Annotated in this window: 21 protein-coding genes; 14 read left to right on the top strand and 7 right to left on the bottom strand. The window is 39.5% G+C overall.

Going from position 1 to position 21,801, the window contains the following annotated elements; genetic code table 11:
* On the top strand, positions 1–1,267 hold a 1,267-nt coding region (locus B2V92_RS05705; RefSeq protein ID WP_293305592.1), incomplete at its 5' end, for a trypsin-like peptidase domain-containing protein.
* A gap of 60 nt (positions 1,268–1,327) precedes the next feature.
* On the opposite strand, the gene B2V92_RS05700 is transcribed toward B2V92_RS05705, so the two are convergent.
* Entirely contained in the window at positions 1,328–1,672 is a 345-nt protein-coding gene (locus tag B2V92_RS05700; protein WP_293305590.1) for a four-helix bundle copper-binding protein, read from the bottom strand.
* 686 nt (positions 1,673–2,358) lie between these two features.
* Here B2V92_RS05700 and B2V92_RS05695 point away from each other — a divergent pair.
* The 10 genes from B2V92_RS05695 (at position 2,359) to B2V92_RS05650 (ending at position 11,869) form a co-directional block, all read left to right on the top strand.
* Positions 2,359–2,862: a hypothetical protein gene (locus tag B2V92_RS05695; RefSeq protein WP_293305588.1), complete on the top strand. Its 504-nt coding sequence runs from the start codon at positions 2,359–2,361 to the stop codon at positions 2,860–2,862.
* Between the two features lie 54 nt (positions 2,863–2,916).
* A complete protein-coding gene (locus B2V92_RS05690; protein WP_293305585.1) occupies positions 2,917–4,104 on the top strand; it encodes a sensor histidine kinase in 1,188 nt (395 codons plus the stop codon).
* Between the two features lie 14 nt (positions 4,105–4,118).
* Positions 4,119–4,820: a LytR/AlgR family response regulator transcription factor gene (locus B2V92_RS05685; protein WP_293305583.1), complete on the top strand. Its 702-nt coding sequence runs from the start codon at positions 4,119–4,121 to the stop codon at positions 4,818–4,820.
* Positions 4,817–5,059 carry a PqqD family protein gene (locus tag B2V92_RS05680; RefSeq protein WP_293305580.1) on the top strand — a complete coding sequence of 81 codons (243 nt, stop codon included), beginning with the start codon at positions 4,817–4,819 and terminating at the stop codon, positions 5,057–5,059. The genes B2V92_RS05685 and B2V92_RS05680 overlap by 4 nt, the downstream gene beginning before the upstream one ends.
* Before the next feature lie 21 nt (positions 5,060–5,080).
* The gene (locus tag B2V92_RS05675) at positions 5,081–6,148 is read left to right on the top strand and encodes an ATP-grasp domain-containing protein (RefSeq protein WP_293305577.1); all 1,068 of its coding nucleotides are present in this window, start codon (positions 5,081–5,083) and stop codon (positions 6,146–6,148) included.
* 143 nt (positions 6,149–6,291) lie between these two features.
* Positions 6,292–7,650 carry a hypothetical protein gene (locus B2V92_RS05670; protein WP_293305574.1) on the top strand — a complete coding sequence of 453 codons (1,359 nt, stop codon included), beginning with the start codon at positions 6,292–6,294 and terminating at the stop codon, positions 7,648–7,650.
* A 30-nt stretch (positions 7,651–7,680) separates the two neighbouring features.
* Positions 7,681–9,834 (top strand): urea transporter, encoded by a 2,154-nt coding sequence (locus B2V92_RS05665; protein ID WP_293305572.1) that lies wholly within the window; start codon positions 7,681–7,683, stop codon positions 9,832–9,834.
* Complete coding sequence (locus B2V92_RS05660) at positions 9,813–10,955, top strand: hypothetical protein (protein WP_293305569.1); 1,143 nt, start codon at positions 9,813–9,815, stop codon at positions 10,953–10,955. Before B2V92_RS05665 ends, B2V92_RS05660 begins: the two co-directional genes overlap by 22 nt.
* Positions 10,943–11,566 carry a tetratricopeptide repeat protein gene (locus B2V92_RS05655; RefSeq protein ID WP_293305567.1) on the top strand — a complete coding sequence of 208 codons (624 nt, stop codon included), beginning with the start codon at positions 10,943–10,945 and terminating at the stop codon, positions 11,564–11,566. Before B2V92_RS05660 ends, B2V92_RS05655 begins: the two co-directional genes overlap by 13 nt.
* A gap of 111 nt (positions 11,567–11,677) precedes the next feature.
* Positions 11,678–11,869 (top strand): cold-shock protein, encoded by a 192-nt coding sequence (locus B2V92_RS05650; RefSeq protein ID WP_113949032.1) that lies wholly within the window; start codon positions 11,678–11,680, stop codon positions 11,867–11,869.
* A 72-nt stretch (positions 11,870–11,941) separates the two neighbouring features.
* Here B2V92_RS05650 and B2V92_RS05645 read toward each other — a convergent pair whose 3' ends face one another.
* Complete coding sequence (locus B2V92_RS05645) at positions 11,942–13,066, bottom strand: peroxiredoxin family protein (RefSeq protein WP_293305563.1); 1,125 nt, start codon at positions 13,064–13,066, stop codon at positions 11,942–11,944.
* A gap of 363 nt (positions 13,067–13,429) precedes the next feature.
* On the opposite strand from B2V92_RS05645, the gene B2V92_RS05640 reads away from it, so the two are divergent.
* From B2V92_RS05640 to B2V92_RS05630, 3 genes are all read left to right on the top strand, one after another.
* Complete coding sequence (locus tag B2V92_RS05640; RefSeq protein ID WP_293305561.1) at positions 13,430–14,110, top strand: succinate dehydrogenase cytochrome b subunit; 681 nt, start codon at positions 13,430–13,432, stop codon at positions 14,108–14,110.
* 17 nt (positions 14,111–14,127) lie between these two features.
* Positions 14,128–16,107 (top strand): fumarate reductase/succinate dehydrogenase flavoprotein subunit, encoded by a 1,980-nt coding sequence (locus B2V92_RS05635; protein ID WP_293305559.1) that lies wholly within the window; start codon positions 14,128–14,130, stop codon positions 16,105–16,107.
* An 83-nt stretch (positions 16,108–16,190) separates the two neighbouring features.
* Positions 16,191–16,961, top strand: a complete 771-nt coding sequence (locus tag B2V92_RS05630) for a succinate dehydrogenase/fumarate reductase iron-sulfur subunit (RefSeq protein WP_029278232.1) — start codon at positions 16,191–16,193, stop codon at positions 16,959–16,961.
* A gap of 592 nt (positions 16,962–17,553) precedes the next feature.
* Here B2V92_RS05630 and B2V92_RS05625 read toward each other — a convergent pair.
* The 5 genes from B2V92_RS05625 to B2V92_RS05605 form a co-directional block, all read right to left on the bottom strand.
* Positions 17,554–17,952 (bottom strand): energy transducer TonB, encoded by a 399-nt coding sequence (locus tag B2V92_RS05625; RefSeq protein ID WP_293305550.1) that lies wholly within the window; start codon positions 17,950–17,952, stop codon positions 17,554–17,556.
* Positions 17,953–17,978: 26 nt separating this feature from the next.
* Positions 17,979–18,623, bottom strand: coding sequence for a TonB-dependent receptor plug domain-containing protein (locus B2V92_RS05620; RefSeq protein ID WP_293305547.1), 645 nt, complete (start codon positions 18,621–18,623; stop codon positions 17,979–17,981).
* Positions 18,624–18,628: 5 nt separating this feature from the next.
* Entirely contained in the window at positions 18,629–20,611 is a 1,983-nt protein-coding gene (locus B2V92_RS05615; RefSeq protein WP_293305545.1) for a M56 family metallopeptidase, read from the bottom strand.
* The gene (locus B2V92_RS05610; RefSeq protein WP_113949025.1) at positions 20,608–20,985 is read right to left on the bottom strand and encodes a BlaI/MecI/CopY family transcriptional regulator; all 378 of its coding nucleotides are present in this window, start codon (positions 20,983–20,985) and stop codon (positions 20,608–20,610) included. The genes B2V92_RS05615 and B2V92_RS05610 overlap by 4 nt, the downstream gene beginning before the upstream one ends.
* 220 nt (positions 20,986–21,205) lie before the next feature.
* Positions 21,206–21,801, bottom strand: a 596-nt coding sequence (locus tag B2V92_RS05605) for a response regulator transcription factor (RefSeq protein ID WP_293305539.1), incomplete at its 5' end; no start/stop codon positions are given.

Below are 21,801 nucleotides of genomic sequence, written 5' to 3'. Positions count from 1 at the left end.
CTTCGGCGGCGGTGGCCGCCAGATGCAACGTCAGCCAAGGGCAGCTTCAGGTTCTGGTGTAATTATCAGTCAGGATGGTTATATCGTTACCAATAACCACGTGGTAGAAAATGCAGAGAAGGTAGAGGTGGTGTTAACCGACAGACGTAAAGTGGAAGCAAAAGTAATCGGCCGCGACCCGAATACAGATTTAGCTTTAATTAAAGTAAATGCAACTGGTTTGCCGGTTGTAAAAATGGGTAACTCAGATAATGTTCAGGTAGGAGAGTGGGTTTTGGCTGTTGGTTTCCCTTTAGATTTAAATACAACTGTAACTGCTGGTATTGTTAGTGCGAAAAACCGTAGTATCGGTATTATCGGTCGCGAGCAACAGGGCAACGAGATTACCGAAGAAGAATACCGCGAATACCAGCGTACCGGTAAAAGACCAGATCGTCCGGCAAATACCAGTATCGAATCGTTCATCCAAACCGATGCTGCTATTAACCCGGGTAACAGCGGTGGTGCATTGGTAAATGCAAATGGCGAACTGGTTGGTATCAACTCTGCAATTGCTTCGCAAAGCGGTTATAACCAGGGTTATGGATTTGCGATCCCAGTTAACCTTGCCCGTAAAATTGTTGACGATTTTATGAAATATGGTTCGGTTAAACGTGGTTACATTGGTGTTAATTTTGTGCCTTTAAGTGGTGAAGAAAAACCAGAGGGTATTAAAACCAACGAAATCAGTGGTTTATATGTAAACGACGTTGTTGCGGGTGGCGGTGCTGCTGCTGCAGGTATCAAATCGGGCGATGTAATTAAAAAAGTTGATGGCGTAGTCATTAATGATTCACCTGATCTTCAGGAAAGGGTAGGCCGTTTAAACCCGGGCGATAAAGTTAAATTGACCGTATTGCGCGATGGTGCTTTAAAAGATTATACCGTTACCCTTAAAGGCGAGGCAAGTGTTGGTTTAACTGCTAATAACAATGCCGCTAAAAGTGTTGAAGTAAGTAAATTGGGTGCAACTTTTGCTCCGGCCAGCCAGGCACAAAAATCGAAATATGGCATTAACAGTGGCGTTGTGGTAACTTCGGTAACCACCGGAAAAGCTTTCGATAACATTGGTGTAGAAAAAGGTTTAATTATCACCAAAGTAAACGGACAACCGGTAAATTCTGTGGCTGATGTTCAAAAAGCATTACCATTAGGCAGAAACAACATGGTGAGTATTTCTGGTGTTGGTGCGCAAGGCTCGTATAACTACAGTTTCCCTGCACAGTAATTAATTGGAATAAATATTTTAGGAAAGCCTCCCGATTTTACATCGGGAGGCTTTCTTTTTTTAATCCTGATTAATCGGTTCGTGGTTCGCATGACAAGCTTCTGCGCATTCCTCGCAGGCCACAGCACATTGTCTGCAATGCTCATGATCGTGTTTGCCACATTCTGCTGCACAAAGCCTGCATATTTCTTCACAGAGCAATAAATATTGGCGTGCAATAACAGAATCGCGCTGCAACAACCTCGCTGCCTGGGTACAAATATCCGCACAATCCCTGTCGAGTTTAATGCAATCGATCATCATATTAATATCTTCCTCTTTTAAGCATGATGACGCACAATGTTCGCATGCTAAAGCACAATCTAATAAGGCCTGTATCAAGCCATGGTTGTTTCTCGTTTCCATATCATTAAAGATTTTGGTTATAAATGTTTTGTATATAAATAACCTGCCGGCCATTAAACTGTTTTTAAAAAAATGAACGTCATGGTTTGTGTCCCCACAAAACCATCGCAAGATGTTTTTGGCCACGGATTAACACGGAGATTTTTTATCGTTCGTCATCCTTTTAGATAGCTATCGGATATAAGGAAGGATCTTTAATTTAATATGTTATTAATAGAAATCAGGTTGTTAGATAGATCCTGAAATAAATTCAGGATGACGACCGCCGGGGAGGGTGATTGCCTGTTAATAACGGGATATGAGCCCAACACAATGTTCTCTGTGCCTCCACTTTGTGGACTCAGTGGTTAAAATGATGGAAAATGTAAAATGGATGATGGAATCTGCCACATACCTAGCTTCGCGCCCTCCTTGTCACCCTGAGCGTAGTCGAAGGGTTTCTCCGTAAACTTTACGGTTAAAGGTTAAAACTTGACTTCTTTGGTCTAATAACAAACCGAATTGTTAAAAATCCTTAAATCGGTGTTACCCAGCGCTGTTTTTTATACGCAAAGTAATATTCATCCGTTTTTCATAATCAAGAATTAGTTTCGCCATTTACCGATTGATAATCAGTGTTTACCGATACTTTATAAATTAATTTTTTTTATTGTTCCATATTTGAATCAGCAACAAAACCGAATATTATGGCTCTAGCTCACATCAACCTTAGCGTAAAACAATATTTCAATTTCATGTGCAGAACCGATTTTGAAAGACGGATATTCCACGATACCTACAAAGAATTTCAAAAAAAATCTAAAATATACAGTTTAGGTCAGCACCTCCATACCTTTTCGCAAATGCAACAGGCCAATGGAAAAGCCAATGCTTTACACCAGAAATTACAATATGCAGTAATGAACAATATCACTGCGCTGGAAAATAAAATGCCGGTATTAAACGATCTCGAAGATCGCCCGATGCTTTTTGATTGGGCCGAATTGAACATCTGTGATTCCGATCTGCTGAATAAAGCTGCGCACGTTGTTTCGATTACCTACACCAGCCCAAAATTGATCCTGCACGAAATCATTGGCGATTTATTGATTTTAAGCTATAGTGGTAATGAAGAGGAAACTTTAATGATTAAAATTACCGAAAACCTAATGGTAAATTATCAACAGCACGAAAGCCTGGTTTATAGCTAAATTTAGCCTCCGTTTTTGATCAGATAGCCAGAAAAAATATCATTAATTTGTAGCATGCAACAATTTAAAACCCCAACTTTCATTATACATGTGGCTGGTTGGCTTTTGTTCCTCACTTTTCCGCTATTGTTTATCAATAACGAACAATCAGGGCAAAGTAGTTTTTTATTGCTTGCATCGCCTTATTACTGGCTTTTCTGCGGCACTTACATGCTCATGTTTTACTTTAATGCGCTGGTTTTGGTGCCGCGACTGATGTTTAAAAAAAGGTATGTCATCTACATCGCTGCAGTGCTGTTACTTTTCAGTTTTGTGTATTATGCACAACCTTATGATAATTTACTGGGCCATAACAAAAGTGTAATGGCTGCCTTAAATGGCCCGCCAAATAAACAGCCGAAAGGTTTAAACCAATCGCTGCAACCGGGAAAAGATCCTGATGTTGGACCTAATGTAGAAATGCCTTTCGGCCCGCTGCCAAATGAAGATTTAAGGATGCAGGATCCGAATTTAAAAAAGCCCGATGGGATTTTGGATCTGCACCAGCCCATGAATATCGATGTGATCAGTCTTTTTATTTTTTTTATGATTATGGGTTTGAGTATTGCCACCAGCACTGTACAGCGCTGGCAAACGGCCGAATCGAAAGTGGTAAAGGCTGAGGCCGAAAAAGCAACTGCCGAACTTTCTTTCCTAAAAGCGCAAATCAATCCCCATTTTTTGTTTAATACCCTGAATAATATTTACACCCAATCTATTATTAATAGCAAGCATACCTCAGAAAGTATCATGAAACTTTCAAACATTATGCGCTATGTTACGGACGATGTAACGCAGGATTTTGTGATGCTGAAAGATGAAATTGATTGCGTACGCGATTATATCGAACTGCAAAGGTTAAGGCTGGGTGCCGATGCCGAAATCAACTTTAATGTGCAGGGGAAACCCGATGGAAAAAAAATTGCACCATTAATTTTCATGACATTCATCGAAAATGCCTTTAAATATGGTGTAACCAAAAAAGAAAAAACAGTAATCAACATCAATTTGAGTATTGATGCCGAGCGGATTGATTTTTCGTGCCAGAATAAAATTTATAACCATAAGTCTAATCTGGAGCGCTCGGGAATTGGAATTGCGAATACCCGCCAAAGGTTATCGCATCTTTATCCTCAACAGCACCACCTGGATATTGTGAATACCGACGGTATGTTTGCCGTTAAACTTTGTGTAGATTGCTAAATTAACAGATTGATATGGCCTTAAAATGTGTAGCTATTGATGATGAGCCATTAGCACTCGAACTCATCAAAACATATGTATCCCGTTTCCCTGATCTTCAATTGGTACAGGTTTTTGAAGATGCACTTTCGGGTGCCGAATACCTGAAACAAACGCCTGTCGACCTGCTTTTTGTAGATGTTAACATGCCCGATATTACCGGTGTAGAATTGGTGCGGAGCCTCGTAAACTCACCGATGATTATTTTTACCACGGCTTACCGCAATTATGCTTTCGAAAGTTATGAGCTTCAGGCCATTGATTACCTGCTGAAGCCGATAGATTTTAACCGTTTTACCGCTGCCGTAGAAAAAGCTGTCGATTATTATAAATACAAAAATGCCACCCAGGAAAATACCAACGACGAAAGTATTTATGTGTATTCGGAGTACAAAATGATCAAAATATTGCTCCGTGATATCGAATATATCGAAAGTATGGGCGATTACCTCAAAATTTACCTCAGTAACAGCGAAAAACCGATTCTGACCTTAATGACCATGAAAAAAGTTCTGGAAAAATTGCCCGAAGATCAGTTTGCGCGTATACACCGGAGTTTTATTGCAGCCCTGGCCAAAATAAAATCGATACACAACAGAAAGGTCAACCTGAACAATGCCGAACTGCCTGTAGGTGATGCTTATAGTGGTTTCATTAATCAACAAAAAGGAATATGAAGTTAAAAGCGAATATTGCCACCAGCGAAAACGGATTTATTTTCAATCCTGCCACAGGTGATTCATTTACCAGTAATGCCATTGCTGCCGAAATTCTGGGTTACATGAAATCAGGGGAAAGCGAAATGGAGATCAAAAAGAAAATATTGGAACATTACGATGTAGAATTGAACCAGCTGGAGAGAGATTGGGATGATTATATGTTGCAGTTAAAGGAAGCGAATCTGTTAGATTTGTAACCGAAAAAATAAAAACTAATCATGTACGTTTCTCCCAATCTAAATAAAAGCGAAAACCTGACCATTGCGGTTACAGGTTTAAATGCAAATGATAATCCGGGCCCTGGGCTGGCGGTGATACGTGCATTGCGTGCCGGTTTTGGAGAAAATCTACGGATAATCGGTTTAGCTTACGAAACTTTGGAGCCGGCAATTTATTTAAGAGATCAGGTAGATAAAACCTATCGGATACCTTATCCAACCGCCGGAACCGACGCTTTAAGAGAACGTATAAAACAGATTCAGGAGATCGAAAAGATTGACGTGCTGATCCCGAATTTCGATGCCGAACTTTATAATTTTATAAAAATAGAACCTGATTTACTGCAAATGGGAATCCATAGCTTTCTGCCATCGCACCAGCAGCTGGCGCAAAGGGATAAAGTTAATCTAAGGAGATTTGGAGTGGAGCACGGATTTAATATACCTGCCGATGAAGTGGTTTTTACAGCTTTGGAAATAGATGCTATTGCCAATAACTTTGGTTTTCCATTAATGGTAAAAGGCAAATTTTACGAGGCGCATACCACGCTTAACATTGCCGATGCGCACAAGGCCTTTCATAAACTGCATGCCAAATGGGGTTTGCCCATTATCCTGCAGAAATTTATAAAAGGAACCGAAATTAATATAGCAGGTTTGGGCGATGGAAAGGGGAATGCCATCAGTGTAATCCCGATGCGTAAACTTTATATTACGGATAAGGGCAAAGCCTGGGCAGGAATTACCATCGAAGATGAAAAATTGATTACCCTGGCAAAAGATTTTGTAAAAGCCACCAACTGGAAAGGCGGTTTCGAACTCGAAATTATGAGGGAAGAGAATGGAGACTTGTTCATTATGGAGGTTAATCCACGCTTCCCGGCCTGGGTGTACTTAACGGTTGCCGCCGGACAGAACCAGCCAAAAGCTTTGGTAGATCTGGCTTTGGGCAAAGCAACAGATGAAATGAATACTTATAAAGCAGGTAAAATGTTTATTCGTTATGCCTGGGATAATATTGTTGATGTAGAAGAATTCCAGAAGCTATCGGCCTTCGGCGAACTTTAAGAAAGGTATAAGGCATAAGGTTTAGGGTGTAAGGTGACTATCGCGAGAAAAGCTTGTCTTGATACTCGATACTTATCTCTTGATACTGACATCTTGATACTCGCTACTCACCACTTGATACTACACAAATTAACGCTAAAACAATGAAACAAAAATACGAACGACCAACCATAAGGAAAATGAATACCGGACTGATGAACAAGTTTGGTACCCGCACTGATTTCGATCCTGTTGAAGCGATTGATGGTGTTCCGGTTAAGAGTTTGGTGGAGCAATATGGCTCGCCGGTTTTTGTATTATCAGAGAAGCAGATCAGGCGTAATTATCAGGCTGCGGTGCGTTCGTTTAAAACACGTTATCCAAAAGTTCAGTTTGCCTGGAGTTATAAAACCAATTATTTAAATGCGGTTTGCAGAATTTTTCATCAGGAAGGGAGCTGGGCAGAAGTAGTTTCGGGTTTCGAATACCATAAAGCCTTGGGTAATGGCGTGTCTGGTAATCAGATTATCTTTAACGGACCGGATAAAAAAGAGGCCGATTTAATTCTTGCTATAGAAAACCACTCGTTGATCCATATCGATCATTATGATGAACTTTATTTATTGATCGATGTCTGCAAACGCATCAATAAAAAAGCGAAAGTTGCCATTAGGGTTAATTTCGATACCGGCGTTTATCCCATATGGGATCGCTTTGGCTTTAATTACGAAAATGGTCAGGCCTGGGCAGCGATAAACAAAATTGTTGCGGCAGAACATTTAGAGTTAGTGGGGTTGCATTGCCATATCGGTACTTTTATGTTATCAACCACTGCTTATTCGGTAGCTGCAACAAAACTTTGCGATCTGGCCATGCGCTGCAAAACAGAATTGCAAAACCCTGTTCAATATTTAGATTTAGGCGGAGGTTTTCCTTCAATCAATACGTTAAAAGGGGCTTACCTGCCAGGGGTTGATACCGTTCCATCTGTAGAAGATTTTGCAGAAGCCATTACCGGTACCATTTTAAATTTTGGTTTTGCTGCGGATGAACTTCCGCTGTTGATTTTAGAAAGTGGGAGAGTGCTTATTGATGATGCCGGTTATCTAATCGGAAGTGTACTGGCCAATAAACGCCTAAGCGATGGCAGGCGGGCAACCATTCTCGATTTTGGTATTAATATTTTATTCACTTCCAATTGGTACGACCATAAAATCAGCGTGGCTAAAGAAGCTGGTCAATATACCGAAGAAACGGTTTTATTCGGTCCGCTGTGTATGAATATCGATGTGGTACGCGAAAGCATTACGTTGCCACTTTTGGAACGCGGAGATCAGGTAGTGGTGCATAAAGTTGGTGCCTATAACATGACCCAGTGGATGCAGTTTATCAATATGAGACCAGCGGTAGTCTTAATCGATATGCAGGGAAAAAGCCACCAGATCAGAAAACCCGAAACATTGGCCTATTTAGAAATGATGGAGGAAGTGCCCGAATACTTAATAAAGAAGTCAAGTTTTTAAAACTTGACTTCTTTGAAATGACAATAGAAGTTGAAAAAACACCTGCAATATTACATCAGTTCAGCTTTAAACAGCTATGCGGTTTTGTTCTTTTCGAAGAATGAGATTTTGGGTGTGCTATTGTTTATAGTTTCCATGTTCAATTTTAATGCTGGGCTTACAGGGTTGATCAGTGTTTTGGCATCATTGATATTGGTAAGTGCTTTAGGCTTCAACAAAGAGGACATTAAAACCGGTTTATATACCTTTAATTCGCTTTTACTGGGGATCGGTTTTGGAACTTTCTTTAGTTTTAATTCTACTTTTTGGCTATGGTTATCGGCAGCATGCCTGCTTTGTGTAGTGTTAAGTGTTAATTTGCTTTCATTTTTGGGTAAATACGGCCTGCCAACATTGTCTATCCCATTTATTATCACGTTTTGGCTCGTGTTGATCGCAGCTAGTGGTTATCAGGGAATGGGATTAGTGCAAAAAAGCAGTTCGTTACTGTTTGAGCTCAATACCGGTGCACCATCTCATTTTACCAAACTTTGCCATTTTTTCGACAACTTAAATGTACCAGCTTACGTATTGCTTTTCTTCAGGTCGGTAAGTGCCGTGTTATTTCAGAACAGTGTATTAGCCGGAATATTAATTAGCATCGGTGTTTTTATCCATTCGCGTATTGGTTTTAGTTTATTGCTGATCGGTTTCGTAACAGCGTGTTTTGTTAACCACCTCACCGGAACCTATCCAGATGGCATCAGCAATTATTACCTGGGTGCAAATTTTATGATGGTGAGCTGCGCCATTGGTGGCTTTTTCCTCATTCCGTCATGGCGGTCTTATGCATGGGCAATTGTGGTTATGCCTTTTACTTTTTTGGTATTAAATGCGCTTTCGAGGTTGCTGGGATTTTATAATCTCCCCGTGTTTTCTATGCCTTTCTGTTTAATCACCATAGGTTTGCTTTATTTTTTTATGTTGAGGAAAAACCCTCAGAAACTACAGCTTACCACATTTCAGAATTATTCGCCCGAAACCAATTTCTATCAGTTTTTAAGCGGAAAAGCGCGGCTTAAAGATTTTCAATATTTCAACTTAAGCCTGCCATTTATGGGCGCGTGGACGGTTTCGCAAGGTTATCAGGGCGAAATTACCCATAAAAGCGACTGGCAGCATGCACTCGATTTTGTGCTCGAAGATATGGATGGTAAAAGTTATAATTTGCCGGGGATAAAACCTGAAGATTATTATTGCTTTAACAAACCTGTTTTGGCGGCCGGCGATGGGATTGTTCAGGAAGTGATCAACCATATTGATGATAACGTTATCGGGCAGGTTAACCTGGAGCAGAATTGGGGAAATACCATCGTTGTTAAGCATACAGAACATTTATATAGTAAAGTTTCTCATTTAAAGAAAAACAGCATAAAAGTGAAGGCTGGTGATCTGGTAAAACAGGGCGATATTATCGGTTTATGTGGAAATTCCGGTCGTTCACCAGAACCGCATCTGCATTTTCAGGTGCAATCTACACCGTATATCGGTTCTAAAACCCTCTCTTATCCATTTGCCTACTATGCGTCGGAAAATAATCAGGTCTTAAAATCTTTCGAAATCCCTAAAAAAGGCGAAACCATTCAAAAGCCCGAAATCAATCCTTATTTAAAAAATGCTTTTCATTTTGAACCTGGATATATCAATCTGGTAACAGATGACCGGGGAAATAAAGAAACCTGGGAAGTGTTTGCCGATAACCTTGGCTCAACTTATTTTTACTGTCGCGAAAACCAGGCTGTAGCTTATTTTGTAAACAATGCAAACGTGTTCTACTTTACCAGATTTTATGGTGATAGAAAGTCAATTCTGTTCCTTTTTTATCAGGCTGCTTACAAGATCAATTTTTCGGCACATCAGGTTAAGGATTATTACGCCAGGGATGCAGAAAGGTTTAAACCTTCACTCTGGCTTCGGGACCTGTTTGCTCCGTTTTTTATTTTTACACAACACACCTATTCCAACGATATCAAACCTAAAAATGACGGCTTGACCATCAATATTGAAACAAAAAAACAGGTTTTTGGCCATGATGAGGTTTTGCTGAATGCCGAAATCCATCTTAATGATAAAGGAATAGAAAGCATAGATTTTCTTTATAAGAACAAAACATTAAAAGTAAAATGGGAAACAGGCTTGGTTTAACCGCGCTGCTTTTAATTGTTTTGGTAACAATTGGTAAAGCGCAAACTTCTTATCAGAAAACAGACAGTATCTCATTAGCACTTTTTAATGCTTCTGAGTGGCAAAAACTGGTTACTTATGGAAAAAATGCATTAAATAATGGCGAAGATTTTCCTTTATTACGTTTGCGGATAGCTTATGCCAATTTTGTAAGGGAGAATTATGTTGAAGCGTTAACCCAGTATAATAAAGTTTTAGATCATGATAAACACAATCAGATTGCGCTTTATTACGCTTATTTATGCAATGCCTATTTAAACCGCGATGAAAATGCAGGTTACTTAGCTTCGCATTTAGATAGTAATGTGGTAGAAGGGGAGAAAATCCGTTCTTTTAAGTTAACCGATGTTGGTGCCGAAAGCGGAATAAAGTTTACCAATATTTATGAACGTGGAAACTCGACATTCTCCCGGGCTTTTATTGATATGAGGCTGGCCTATAAACTTAATTTATCTGCCTCCTATTCTTATTATAACCAACCTATCCATAACGATAACATCAGTCAGCCGGGGTATTACGCCAAGCTCAATTTTACCCCTTTCAGAAGAATCAGTTTTATCGGGGCCTATCATTACATGCGATCGACTTTGAGGCAGTTGGTTTATCAGAACAACGCTGTTTTGGCAGGGATTAAATATGCAGGTAATGGTAGCGACATACAGGGAGATTTTGTGCAATCGCAGATCGGCGATGAAAAAACAAGGCAGTACGATTTAAAGTTTGTTAAATATATATCTGGTAATTTAAATTTTTATAGCATCAGCCGTTTTTCACTGGTTAATGTGCTTCAAGAAAATAACCTGGTTTTCCAGCAGTTGTTTGGGGTTAAGCCCATGCACAATTTATGGCTGGAGGGCGTGGTTACCTTGGGCAATCAATACAATTATGCCGAGGCCGATGCTTTGTATATTTATAACGGCTTTGATAAAACGAAGTTTAAGGCCGGGGCAAATTGTTATTTTTTGTTAAAACACCACCTACTTTTAGGTTTGAGTTATACATTTGAACGTAAATCCGATAATATATTTAAATTTAACTACTTACAACACTCAATAAACGGAGGCATTACATGGAATTTTTAAAACAATTTACCGTATTTGCAATGCTTGGCTTATCTGTTTTGGAGGTAAGTGGACAAACCAATGCGGCTTTACAAAAAGCTTTTCAGAACAGTTATAACGAAGAGAGCAAAAAGAATTATACCGAGGCTATTAGTGATGTAATGCCTTTTTATACTGAAAACAATTATGAAGTCAATCTCCGCATCGGGTGGTTATATTATCTCGCAAAAAATTATACCGCATCACAAAATTATTATAACAGGGCCATAAATGCCCGGCCGAATGCGGTTGAAGCGAAATTTGGCTTAATAAAACCGTTATCCCTTTCAGGTAACTGGGAAAAGGTACTGGAGCAGTATAGCAGTATCCTTAAAATCGATCCGCAGAACACGCAGGCCAACTATTGGGCAGGGATTATCATTTATAACAGAAAGCAGTACGCTGCCGCATCGAAGTACTTTGCAAAAGTTGTCGCGTTGTACCCGTTTGATTATGATGGTAATCACATGTTGGGCTGGTCTTTGCTTTTTTCAGGCAGAAAAGCAGAGGCAAAGGGCAGTTTTGAACGTGCATTATTGATAAAACCGGGCGATACGTCGAGCACAGATGGGGTAAACCGTGCGGCTAAATAGCGTCTAAAAGGCATATAGTCAATATATTTAGCAGATATTTAAATAAAAAAAATAAAAAATTGATCTATAGGTATTTAACTCTATCTTTGGTGCAAATTAAAATACAATATAATGCAACAAGGAACAGTAAAATTTTTTAATGAAACTAAAGGTTTCGGATTTATCGTACCATCTAATGGTGATGCCGAAATTTTTGTTCATGCTTCAGGCTTAATCGATAACATTCGCGAGAATGATACCGTAAACTACGATGTAGAAGAAGGTAGAAAAGGCCTAAACGCGGTAAATGTAAAAGTAGCTTAAGAAAACTCGAACACATAAATCGTAAAAAGTCCTGGTGCAAACCGGGACTTTTTTTGTGGAACGAGGTTTTGCTTATTCCCGTCCGGCCAGATGTTTGCTGATTTCACTATCAACAAAATCGAGCGAAAGGTCGTTATTGCTGAGTACAGTGCCGTTTTTATCCACTAAAAAGAAATAAGTTGCGTCATAATTGCTCAGGTTTTTTGCATTTGACGATTTCGCCCCCAACAGGTCAGAATATTGAGGCCAGGTAAGTTTATCGGCTTTAATTATTTTTTCCCAGCTATCTTTGTTTTTGTCGTACGATACACCTATAAATTCTACGTTCTGCCGCTTATATTTTTCATACAGATCAACCAATACCTGATTATTCTTTCTGCTTTTTCCGCTATAGGCAACCCAACAGATCACGAGATTTAGCTTTTTTAATACGCTTAGATCAAACTTTTTTCCATCAGGTGTTTCCCCTTCAATGTTTGGCATTTTGCTTCCGGCCATCATTTGGTTGGCCTGCATAATTTCTGCTAGCAATTTTTTGCCTTTTTTACTTTCCTGAACATCCGGATCCAGACTTTTAAAAATAGACAGGTATTTTTTAGTCTCCGAATCTGCTCTGCCAAACCTATCCAGTAAAAAGATAGTTGCCTCAGATTTCGGATGCTTTTTGGCGAAGGCTTGAATATTCCCCAGTTCGGATTGATTTTTTTTCTCCCTCCATATGTCGGCATTTTTTGCCTTTTCTGCAATATTTCCAGGTGTGGCGATATCGAGCTCGTGCTCTACGATGGCTAAACTATCAAACAGGCTTTTGCCCATATTTTCTTTCAACTTATAAAAATCGATAAATTCTTCTCCTTCCGGTGTAGGAACATTCTTTAATGGATAAGTATTCGTGTTTTTCCCGTCAAGGATACCATTATAATTGCCCTTATCGAGGTAAAAATAGTATTCCTCTTTATTTTCGCCGTCTTGTGTTGTTAATATTGCATAACCTTTTTTAGGAATGTTGATTTTGAATGTTTGATTGCCGTTGGTGATATTTTCGGCTTTTAACGTCTCATTGTTTTCTGAACTTTGGATAGAGATTACTGCATTGGGGCCAAAGTTTTTGCTTTGAAGGTTAAATACAGCAGGTTTAGGATCGCAGGCTGTAAATAAGCAGGCAAGTAGCGTGATAATGTAGAGGTACTTTTTCATTGATTTTGGTTTGGTAATGCAGTATAACGAAAAGATTAGTTGTTTTCAAAGTTTCGTCATCTCGACTGGAACGCAGTGAAATGCCCGCCTGCTACGGGCAGGGAGAGATCTAGCTCGAGATAGATCTCTCGGCTACGTTTCACTTCGCTCGAGATGACGGAGTTTTTTTGATGGTTAACACATTAACTCTTATGTCAATCATATATCGAAACCATAAATAACCTCCCAATCTTTCAATTATTTCCGAATATGCTTTAGAATGTTTCTAAATAAATGTTTTATCGTTGTTTTGTCATAATCGTTTATAAATTAAACTCATAATTAGATACTTTTGCAAGAAATTTAGATATAAATCCTAATCAAATGAGTGGTTTCGGAAATGCATTTTCTTCATCAATAGGGAAGAAATTCATCATGGGTATTACAGGTTTGTTCCTGATACTTTTTTTAATTGTACACTGCGGTATTAATGCTTTAATTTTTATTAGCGACGGTGGTTTAACATTCAACATAGGCGCACACTTTATGGCCACCAACTGGGCTATACGGGCAGGCGAGGTTGTGTTGTTTATTGGTTTGCTTGTGCACATTTTTCAGGCGTTACGTTTAACGTTGCAAAATCAAAAAGCACGTCCTGTTAAATATGCTGTAAACGATGGTAAAGCAAATAGCAAATGGTATAGCCGTTCTATGGGTTTGTTGGGTACGCTTTTATTAATCTTTTTGGTGGTTCACCTAAAAGATTTCTGGGTAGTATCACGTTTTACCGGTATTCCAACCGTTGATGCCAACGGACATGAAGATCTTTATGCGGTAATGAAAGAAAAATTTCAGGATCCGGTAAGGGTTGTTGTATATATTCTGGCTATGTTCTCTTTATGCTATCACCTGTTACACGGTTTTGCATCAGCTTTCCAAACATTAGGCTGGAACCACTCAAAATATAATGGTATTATTAAAGGAGCTGGCGTTTGGTATTCGATTATCATTTCGATCCTTTTCGCAGCCATGCCGATTGCAGTTTATTTCGGTCTTATTCAATAATTTTTAGCACAAAAGATATGTCAGATATTAATTCAAATATTCCAGAAGGCGAATTAACCAGCAAATGGACAAAATATAAGTCTTCTGTGCCTTTGGTAAACCCATCGAACAAAAGAACTATTGAGGTAATTATTGTAGGTTCGGGTTTGGCAGGTGCTTCGGCAGCCGCTACTTTGGCCGAAATGGGTTACAAAGTTAAATGTTTCTGTTTTCAGGATTCACCGCGTAGGGCACACTCAATTGCTGCTCAGGGTGGTATCAATGCCGCTAAAAACTATCAGAATGATGGTGATAGCGTTTACCGTTTATTTTACGATACCATTAAAGGTGGTGATTACAGGGCACGCGAAGCTAACGTACACCGTTTGGCAGAGGTTAGTGCCAATATTATAGATCAGTGTGTAGCGCAGGGTGTGCCTCTGGCACGCGAGTATGGCGGCTTGTTGGATAACCGTTCATTCGGTGGTACACAGGTTCAACGTACCTTTTATGCAGCAGGTCAAACTGGTCAGCAGTTATTATTAGGTGCATATTCTGCTTTAGAACGCCAGATTGGTATGGGTAAAGTAGAAATGTATACCCGCCACGAAATGCTTGAGGTTGTTAAAATCGATGGCAAAGCACGTGGTATTATTGCCCGTAACTTAATAACAGGCGAAATCGAACGTCACTTCGGTCATGCTGTGGTTTTAGGAACAGGTGGTTACGGAAACGTATTCTATCTTTCTACCAATGCCATGGGAAGTAACGTTACAGCGGCCTGGAAAGCGCACAAACAAGGTGCTTATTTTGCAAACCCTTGTTATACGCAAATCCACCCAACCTGTATCCCGGTTTCTGGCGATCACCAGTCAAAACTTACCCTGATGTCGGAGTCGTTACGTAACGATGGACGTATCTGGGTTCCTAAAAAGAAAGATGATAACCGTAAAGCTTCAGAAATTCCTGAAGATGAAAGAGATTATTATTTAGAGCGCCGTTATCCTGCTTTTGGTAACCTGGTTCCACGTGATGTGGCTTCACGTGCGGCTAAAGAGCGTTGCGATGCTGGTTATGGTGTAGGTGCCTCTAAACTTGCGGTATATCTTGATTTTAAAGCAAACACCGAGCGTTACGGAAAAATCGAAGCCTCTAAAGCTGGTAACCATAATCCTGATAAAGAAACCTGCATGCGTTTGGGTACTGCAGTGATTAAAGAGAAATATGGTAACCTGTTCGATATGTACGCACAGATTACCGGTGAAAATCCTTACGAAACACCAATGCGTATCTACCCGGCGGTTCACTACACCATGGGCGGACTTTGGGTTGATTATAACTTAATGACATCTGTACCGGGCTTATATTGTACTGGTGAGGCTAACTTCTCCGATCACGGTGCAAACCGTTTGGGTGCATCGGCATTGATGCAGGGCTTGGCCGATGGTTATTTCGTGCTTCCTTACACTATTGGTGCTTATTTATCAAAAGAAATTTCGGTAAAAGCAATCCCAACTGATCATCCTGCTTTTGCTGAGGCCGAAGAAAGAGCTGTTGGTATTTTAAATACTTTAATCAATATCAAAGGAACCAAATCGGTAGATCATTTCCACAAGCGTTTAGGTAATATCATGTGGGAAAAATGTGGTATGGCCCGTAACGAAAAAGGCTTAAAAGAAGCGATCGAAGAAATCAGGGCATTGCGCCACGAGTTCTGGAGTGATGTACGTGTACCTGGAACAGCCGATGAGTTAAATACCGAGTTGGAGAAAGCCGGTCGTGTTGCCGATTTTATCGAACTGGGCGAATTAATGTGTATCGATGCGTTAAACCGTAACGAAAGCTGCGGCGGTCACTTCCGTGAAGAGTATCAAACAGAAGAGGGTGAAGCATTGCGTGATGACGAAAACTACGCTTATGTTGCCGCTTGGGAATTTAAAGAAGGTGTAAACTTCGAACTTCACAAAGAAGAACTGAAGTTTGAAAATATTAAAGTAGCACAAAGAAGTTATAAATAAGATGTGGGATGTGAGATGTGAGATGTGAGATGGAAATTCTCAATTCTCATATCTAATGTCTCAAATCTCAAATCTGAGATACAATGAGTACAGGAAATATGAACTTAACGCTAAAAGTTTGGCGTCAAAAAAATAACAATGCCAAAGGTGCTTTGGTAGATTATAAATTGGCCGATATTTCACCGGATATGTCTTTTTTGGAGATGTTCGATGTATTGAACGAACAATTAATCAATAAAGGTGAGGAGCCTGTTGTATTTGATCACGATTGCCGCGAAGGTATCTGCGGAATGTGCTCAATGTTTATCAACGGCCGTCCGCACGGACCAAAAGATCTGGTTACTACCTGCCAGTTGCACATGCGTTCTTTCAAAGATGGCGATACCATTGTGGTTGAGCCATGGAGAGCGGCTGCTTTTCCGGTAGTAAAAGATTTAACGGTTGATCGTTCTGCATTCGACAGGGTGATTGCTGCTGGTGGTTTTATTTCGGTAAACACCGGTAATGCCCAGGATGCAAACAACCTTCCGATCCCTAAAATGCAGGCTGATGCTGCTTTTGAGGCTGCTGCCTGTATTGGTTGCGGTGCATGTGTGGCAACCTGTAAAAATGCTTCGGCCATGTTGTTCGTATCGGCAAAGATTTCTCAATTGGCTTTATTACCCCAAGGTCAGCCTGAGCGTTACCGCCGTGTACAGAGCATGGTTGCGCAGATGGATGCCGAAGGTTTTGGTAACTGTACCAATACCGGTGCCTGCGAAGCCGAGTGCCCTAAGGGAATTTCATTGGAAAACATTGCCCGTATGAACCGCGATTTCGCTTCTGCCAAATTCATTTCGGAAGAAACCGTTTAAGATATACTGTGCGTTCCGATTTATCGGAATTCTTGAGCCTCAAACCTAGTTTGGGGCTTTTTTGTTTAACATGCAATTCATAATCGTTTATGGAAAAAATAATGCTTTATAAATACTCAGGTTAGATCTAACCCGTCATGCTGCCCCGAAAATTCGGGATCAGCATCTTTCCTGCTGTATAGACCCTGAAATAAATTCAGGGTGACGGCCGCTTTAATACAAAAGGCAATTTAAAGATCAAGAGTAACCCTGCTAACTTGAATAATCTTTTTCCTGAATTTTGCCTTGCCTGTTTCCTCTTTACAATCAGTATTTTAACTAAAAATCCCGATTTTGAAAACATACGAAACAATTATTGTTTCGATCGAAACTATTTGTATAAAATGTGTAGCAAAATAAAAGTTTGCGAAAGTTGCAATAATCTTATGTTGGCATATTAATAAATTGCCTAAATAGAAATTTTATTCTGTAATATTTGCATATACATTAAAATTTTTCTAAATTTAGTGCTCCGAGACAGGAGAGAAAACATAAAACCCCGGCAATTTTTGCTGGGGTTTTGTGTTTTCAGGCCAATTGATAGCAGTTAATTTTACACCATACTAAAATTAACTGCAATGTTGTATTTTACACGTACCGGTTTTCCTTTATCCTGTGCAGGTTGCCACTTTGGAGAGTTTTTTAATACCCTTAACGCTTCTGCATCGGTTTCTTTGCTCAAACCCCTAATCACCTGAACATCTGTTAAGGAACCGTCTTTTTCTACAATGAAAGATGCAAATACTTTACCCTGTGTTTTGTTCTTCTTTGCCGCTGCCGGATATTTCATTTCCTTGGCCAGGTAATCATAAAATTTTGAAATGCCACCCGGATAGGCAGGTTGCTTCTGCACTGATACAAAATCGTAAACTTTTTCTGGATTGTTCTGCGCTTGTACCGAATTAAAGAACATAGCGGTAGCCGTTAGGGCCAAAATAATTAGCTTTCTCATTGTTTTTTGATTAAAGGTTAACTTATTTAGTTTTTCTTAGGCGAGGCCTTGGCCTTTTTGGTAGTAATTATAATTACACCGTTTTTACCCTTTTCTCCATATTCGGATATGCCCGAAGCATCTTTAAGTACAGTAACATGTTCGATGTCGTTGTTGTCGATGTTCTCTGTTCCTGTGGCTTCTTCTCCATCAATAATGTATAATGGCGTCTCTTTTCCGTTTTTTATCTTAATCCCGTTTTTGGTAACTGAGAAGTTGGAATTGCCATCTTTTGCTGATGTTGTTTGTGGACGGGCGCTGAATCCAATTACTTTTCCTTTTAAAGGGGCTTTGTTAAACTGTTTTGTAGCAGGTATTGCGCTTGGCTTAGCCAATGGATTATTTTTTGTTCTAACCTCTATCACACCAGCAAAACCCTCTGGTCCATATTTAGAAATGGCCAGGCTGTCTTTTAAAATGCTCATAGATTCGATATTATCCTGGTTGAGCTCAGATAACGTTGATGCGCCCCTGATGTATTGTTTATTTCCGTCAATTACCACTAAAGGTTCGGTACCGCCTACAGGTACTCCTCTAAGTGTAATTTTGGTGGTTTTAGTGCTGTCTGCCTTTTGGGCGAAACCTGCTAAACTAACACCCATTAACATGGCAAAGGTTAGGAAATTTTTCATATCGGTTAGAATTTACGTTTATAATCTAAAATGCTCGTGGCCTTATCAATCGAAAGCTCTTTTGTATCGGGATTCCGGAAAATATTATTCTTGTTTTTACTTGTAATAATAACTGCACCCGATTTAGCCCTTAAACCATAAATACTCATCGCGCTCTGGTCTTTTAAAACAGAAATTGATTCGATGTTATTTGCATTAATGCCACTTAAATCAGCATTTTCGGGCAATTTAACCCCATCTAAAATGATAAGTGGATCTCCATTAACAGCATCTTTTAATTTAATACGGGTTGAGGGAATGGTGGTTAATTTACTTTCTTTACCTCCATCATCACTAAGGGTGAAATTGACATTAATGTTGTATTTTACCCTTACCGGCAAGCCATTCTGGATGCCTGGGTTCCATTTTGGCGATTCTTTTAAAACCCTAATGGCCTCCTCATCTGTACCGCTGCCCAAACCGCGCGTAATCTGAATATCTGATAGTGAACCATCTTTTTCGACAACAAAACTGAGGAAAACTTTACCCTGAACATTATTGTCCTGTGCCATCTTTGGATACTTGATGCTGCCACCCAGATATTTATAAAATTTAGCGATTCCTCCCGGAAATTCTGGTTGTTTCTCAATCGAAACGAAATCATAAACTTTATCTATATTTTCTGATTTAACCGCTCCGGTTTCCGTGTTTTTACGAAGATAAGATATGATGGTAATTTTGTTCAGATTTACATATCCTATTGGTTTTGGCAACAATTTGTTCTTATACTCTTCAGGAGATTCGGGGATGCTGAAACTTACATTTAATGCATATTTGCCATCTGCAACGTTTTTAAAGCCTTTATAGGATAAAATGGTTTTCATCACTTCTTCATCACATCCAGCACCTAATGCCACATTCGAATTAATATTCGTTACCCTACCGCCTTTTAAATTAAATTTTATCTGAGTATTTCCCTGAACCCCATTGCTATTGGCAGCTAACGGATATTTAATGTTTCTGCCCAGGAACTGGTAAAATTCTTTCCAGTTTGCATCTGTTTTGCCATCCACTGATACGTTTGAGGCTAGAACATCTTCTTTGGGCTCTTCGGTAACGATAGCTTGCACCATTTCGATGGGCTTATCCAAAGGGATCTGGTCGGAAATGGAGATTAGTTTTTCATTTTTACGTACTGTTGCTGACGAAAATACAATCAACAGTGCAAACAGGGGAATAAAAATTCCATACTTCATAATCGCGGTTTTTTTAGACCGTTCTTTATGAAGCATGAAAATTCTTTTTTTGATCAGCGATTTTTCAAGGAAACCATTGGTTAAACTATTTGGAGAGATCCCAAACGATTTGCTCAATAATAACATGGCATATTCTGCTTTGTCGCCCTGAAATTCGGCCGCCAGTTCGTCGGCCAGGTACTCGTGGATATTTTTGATGGTTTTTTTATAGAGGTAAATTACCGGATTTAACCAGGTAATTATGCCAATAATTTCGAAAAAGAGCACATCAACAGTATGCCACTGTTTAACGTGCGCTTCTTCGTGTATATCAATCACATCCATTTGCGGTAATTCCCGATCGATTATTTTTTTTCCAAAAAAAGCAAAGGCAGAGCCTGCTTTATTAGATCTGATGAGTTTTTTAACCGCTAACAGGTTATACACCAACCTAGCCAAGAAAAACAGAATACCGGCACAATAAATATACACAAACACATTGCCCCAGTTAAAACCGGTGTTGCGTGCGGTTACCATTGTGGCCTGTTCCAATACAGCTTCCCAGTTAACTGTAGTATAAACCTGCTGTGCCGCCTTTTGCTCTATTAGCCACTCGAGGCGGATAAACGGAATGCATAACGACAAAACACCCGCAGATATGAGATAAATGCGGTTTAACGTGAAATAGGTTTCTTTATCTAACAGTAACTTATAAAAGGCGTAAAAAACAATTAAGTATAAGTTTACTTGCAATAGGTAGTGTGCAAAACTCATTTTGGCTGATGTTTTATTTTATTGATCATCTTTAAAATTTCATCAACATCGCTTAAATCCAGCTTTTCTTCTTTAACAAAGAAAGAGAACATACTCTCTACCGAATTTTCGAAATAGTTACCCAATAGTTTTTCGGTTGCATGGCGCTTGTATTCTTCGCGGCTTACCAAAGGAAGATACTGGTGTGCTTTACCGAAGGCCTCGTGACCAACAAAACCTTTTGTTTCCAAAATCCTGATGATGGTTGATACGGTGTTGTAAGCAGGTTTGGGGAGGGGGAGCTCATCAATAACTTCTTTGACGAATGCTTTTTCCAATTGCCATAAAACCTGCATAATCTGTTCTTCAGCTTTGGTTAAATCTTTAATTTCCATAATAGTTTAATAATAATAAGGATAATGGTAAATTTCTTTACCTTAAACTAAAGTTAAAACTAATGCGTTAGTTATCCAAATTTTATTTGAAAATTATTTCACAATTTAATTCCTGCTGATTTTTGCAGTTTAAGAAGGGGTGTTCAGATAAGAAAAAGTAGTTGTTTTGCGTCTATTTATTTGTTTTATAGCTGTTTGACGCTTATTTAGGACGCGGTTGTTAAATGGTGATCAAGTTGTTTTTGATGCCGTAAACCACTAATCCTGTGCGTGACTTAATATTTAATTTTGCAAAAAGAGATTCTCTATAGTTGTCAACCGTGCGTGGACTCACATTCATAAGGTCGGCAATTTCTTTGTAAGTGAGTTCTGTGCTGCAATGTTGAAGAAAGATAAGTTCCCTTGCCGAAAATATGGGTTTGGCATCAGTGTCTTTCAGGGCTACTAAAAGCCTGCCCGAAACGAGTTCGTTTACATAAAAACCTTTATCAACGGTTACCTTAATTGCAGTTAACAGATCGGAAGGTGTTGATTCTTTAAGCATGTAACCACCGGCGCCGGCTTTAAGCATACCAATAATGGCTTTTTCTTCCTCCAGCATGCTCAACGCTAGTACGTGTACGGCTGGATGATTGGTTTTAAGCCATTTGGTGGCAGCAAAACCATCCATTACAGGCATGTTGATATCCATAAGCACCAGCTGCACCTCAGGATGCCTGCCAATTTTTGCCTGAAGATCGACGCCGTTGATGGCTTCGAATGAAATTTCGATTTCATCAAATTCTTCCAGCAAACTCGCCAATCCTGAACGGAAGA

The sequence above is a fragment of the Pedobacter sp. UBA5917 genome (assembly GCF_002432345.1).
Lineage (GTDB): Bacteria > Bacteroidota > Bacteroidia > Sphingobacteriales > Sphingobacteriaceae > Pedobacter.
Note: the sequence above shows the minus strand (reverse complement) of the source record. Positions and strands in the feature narration are given on the sequence as shown.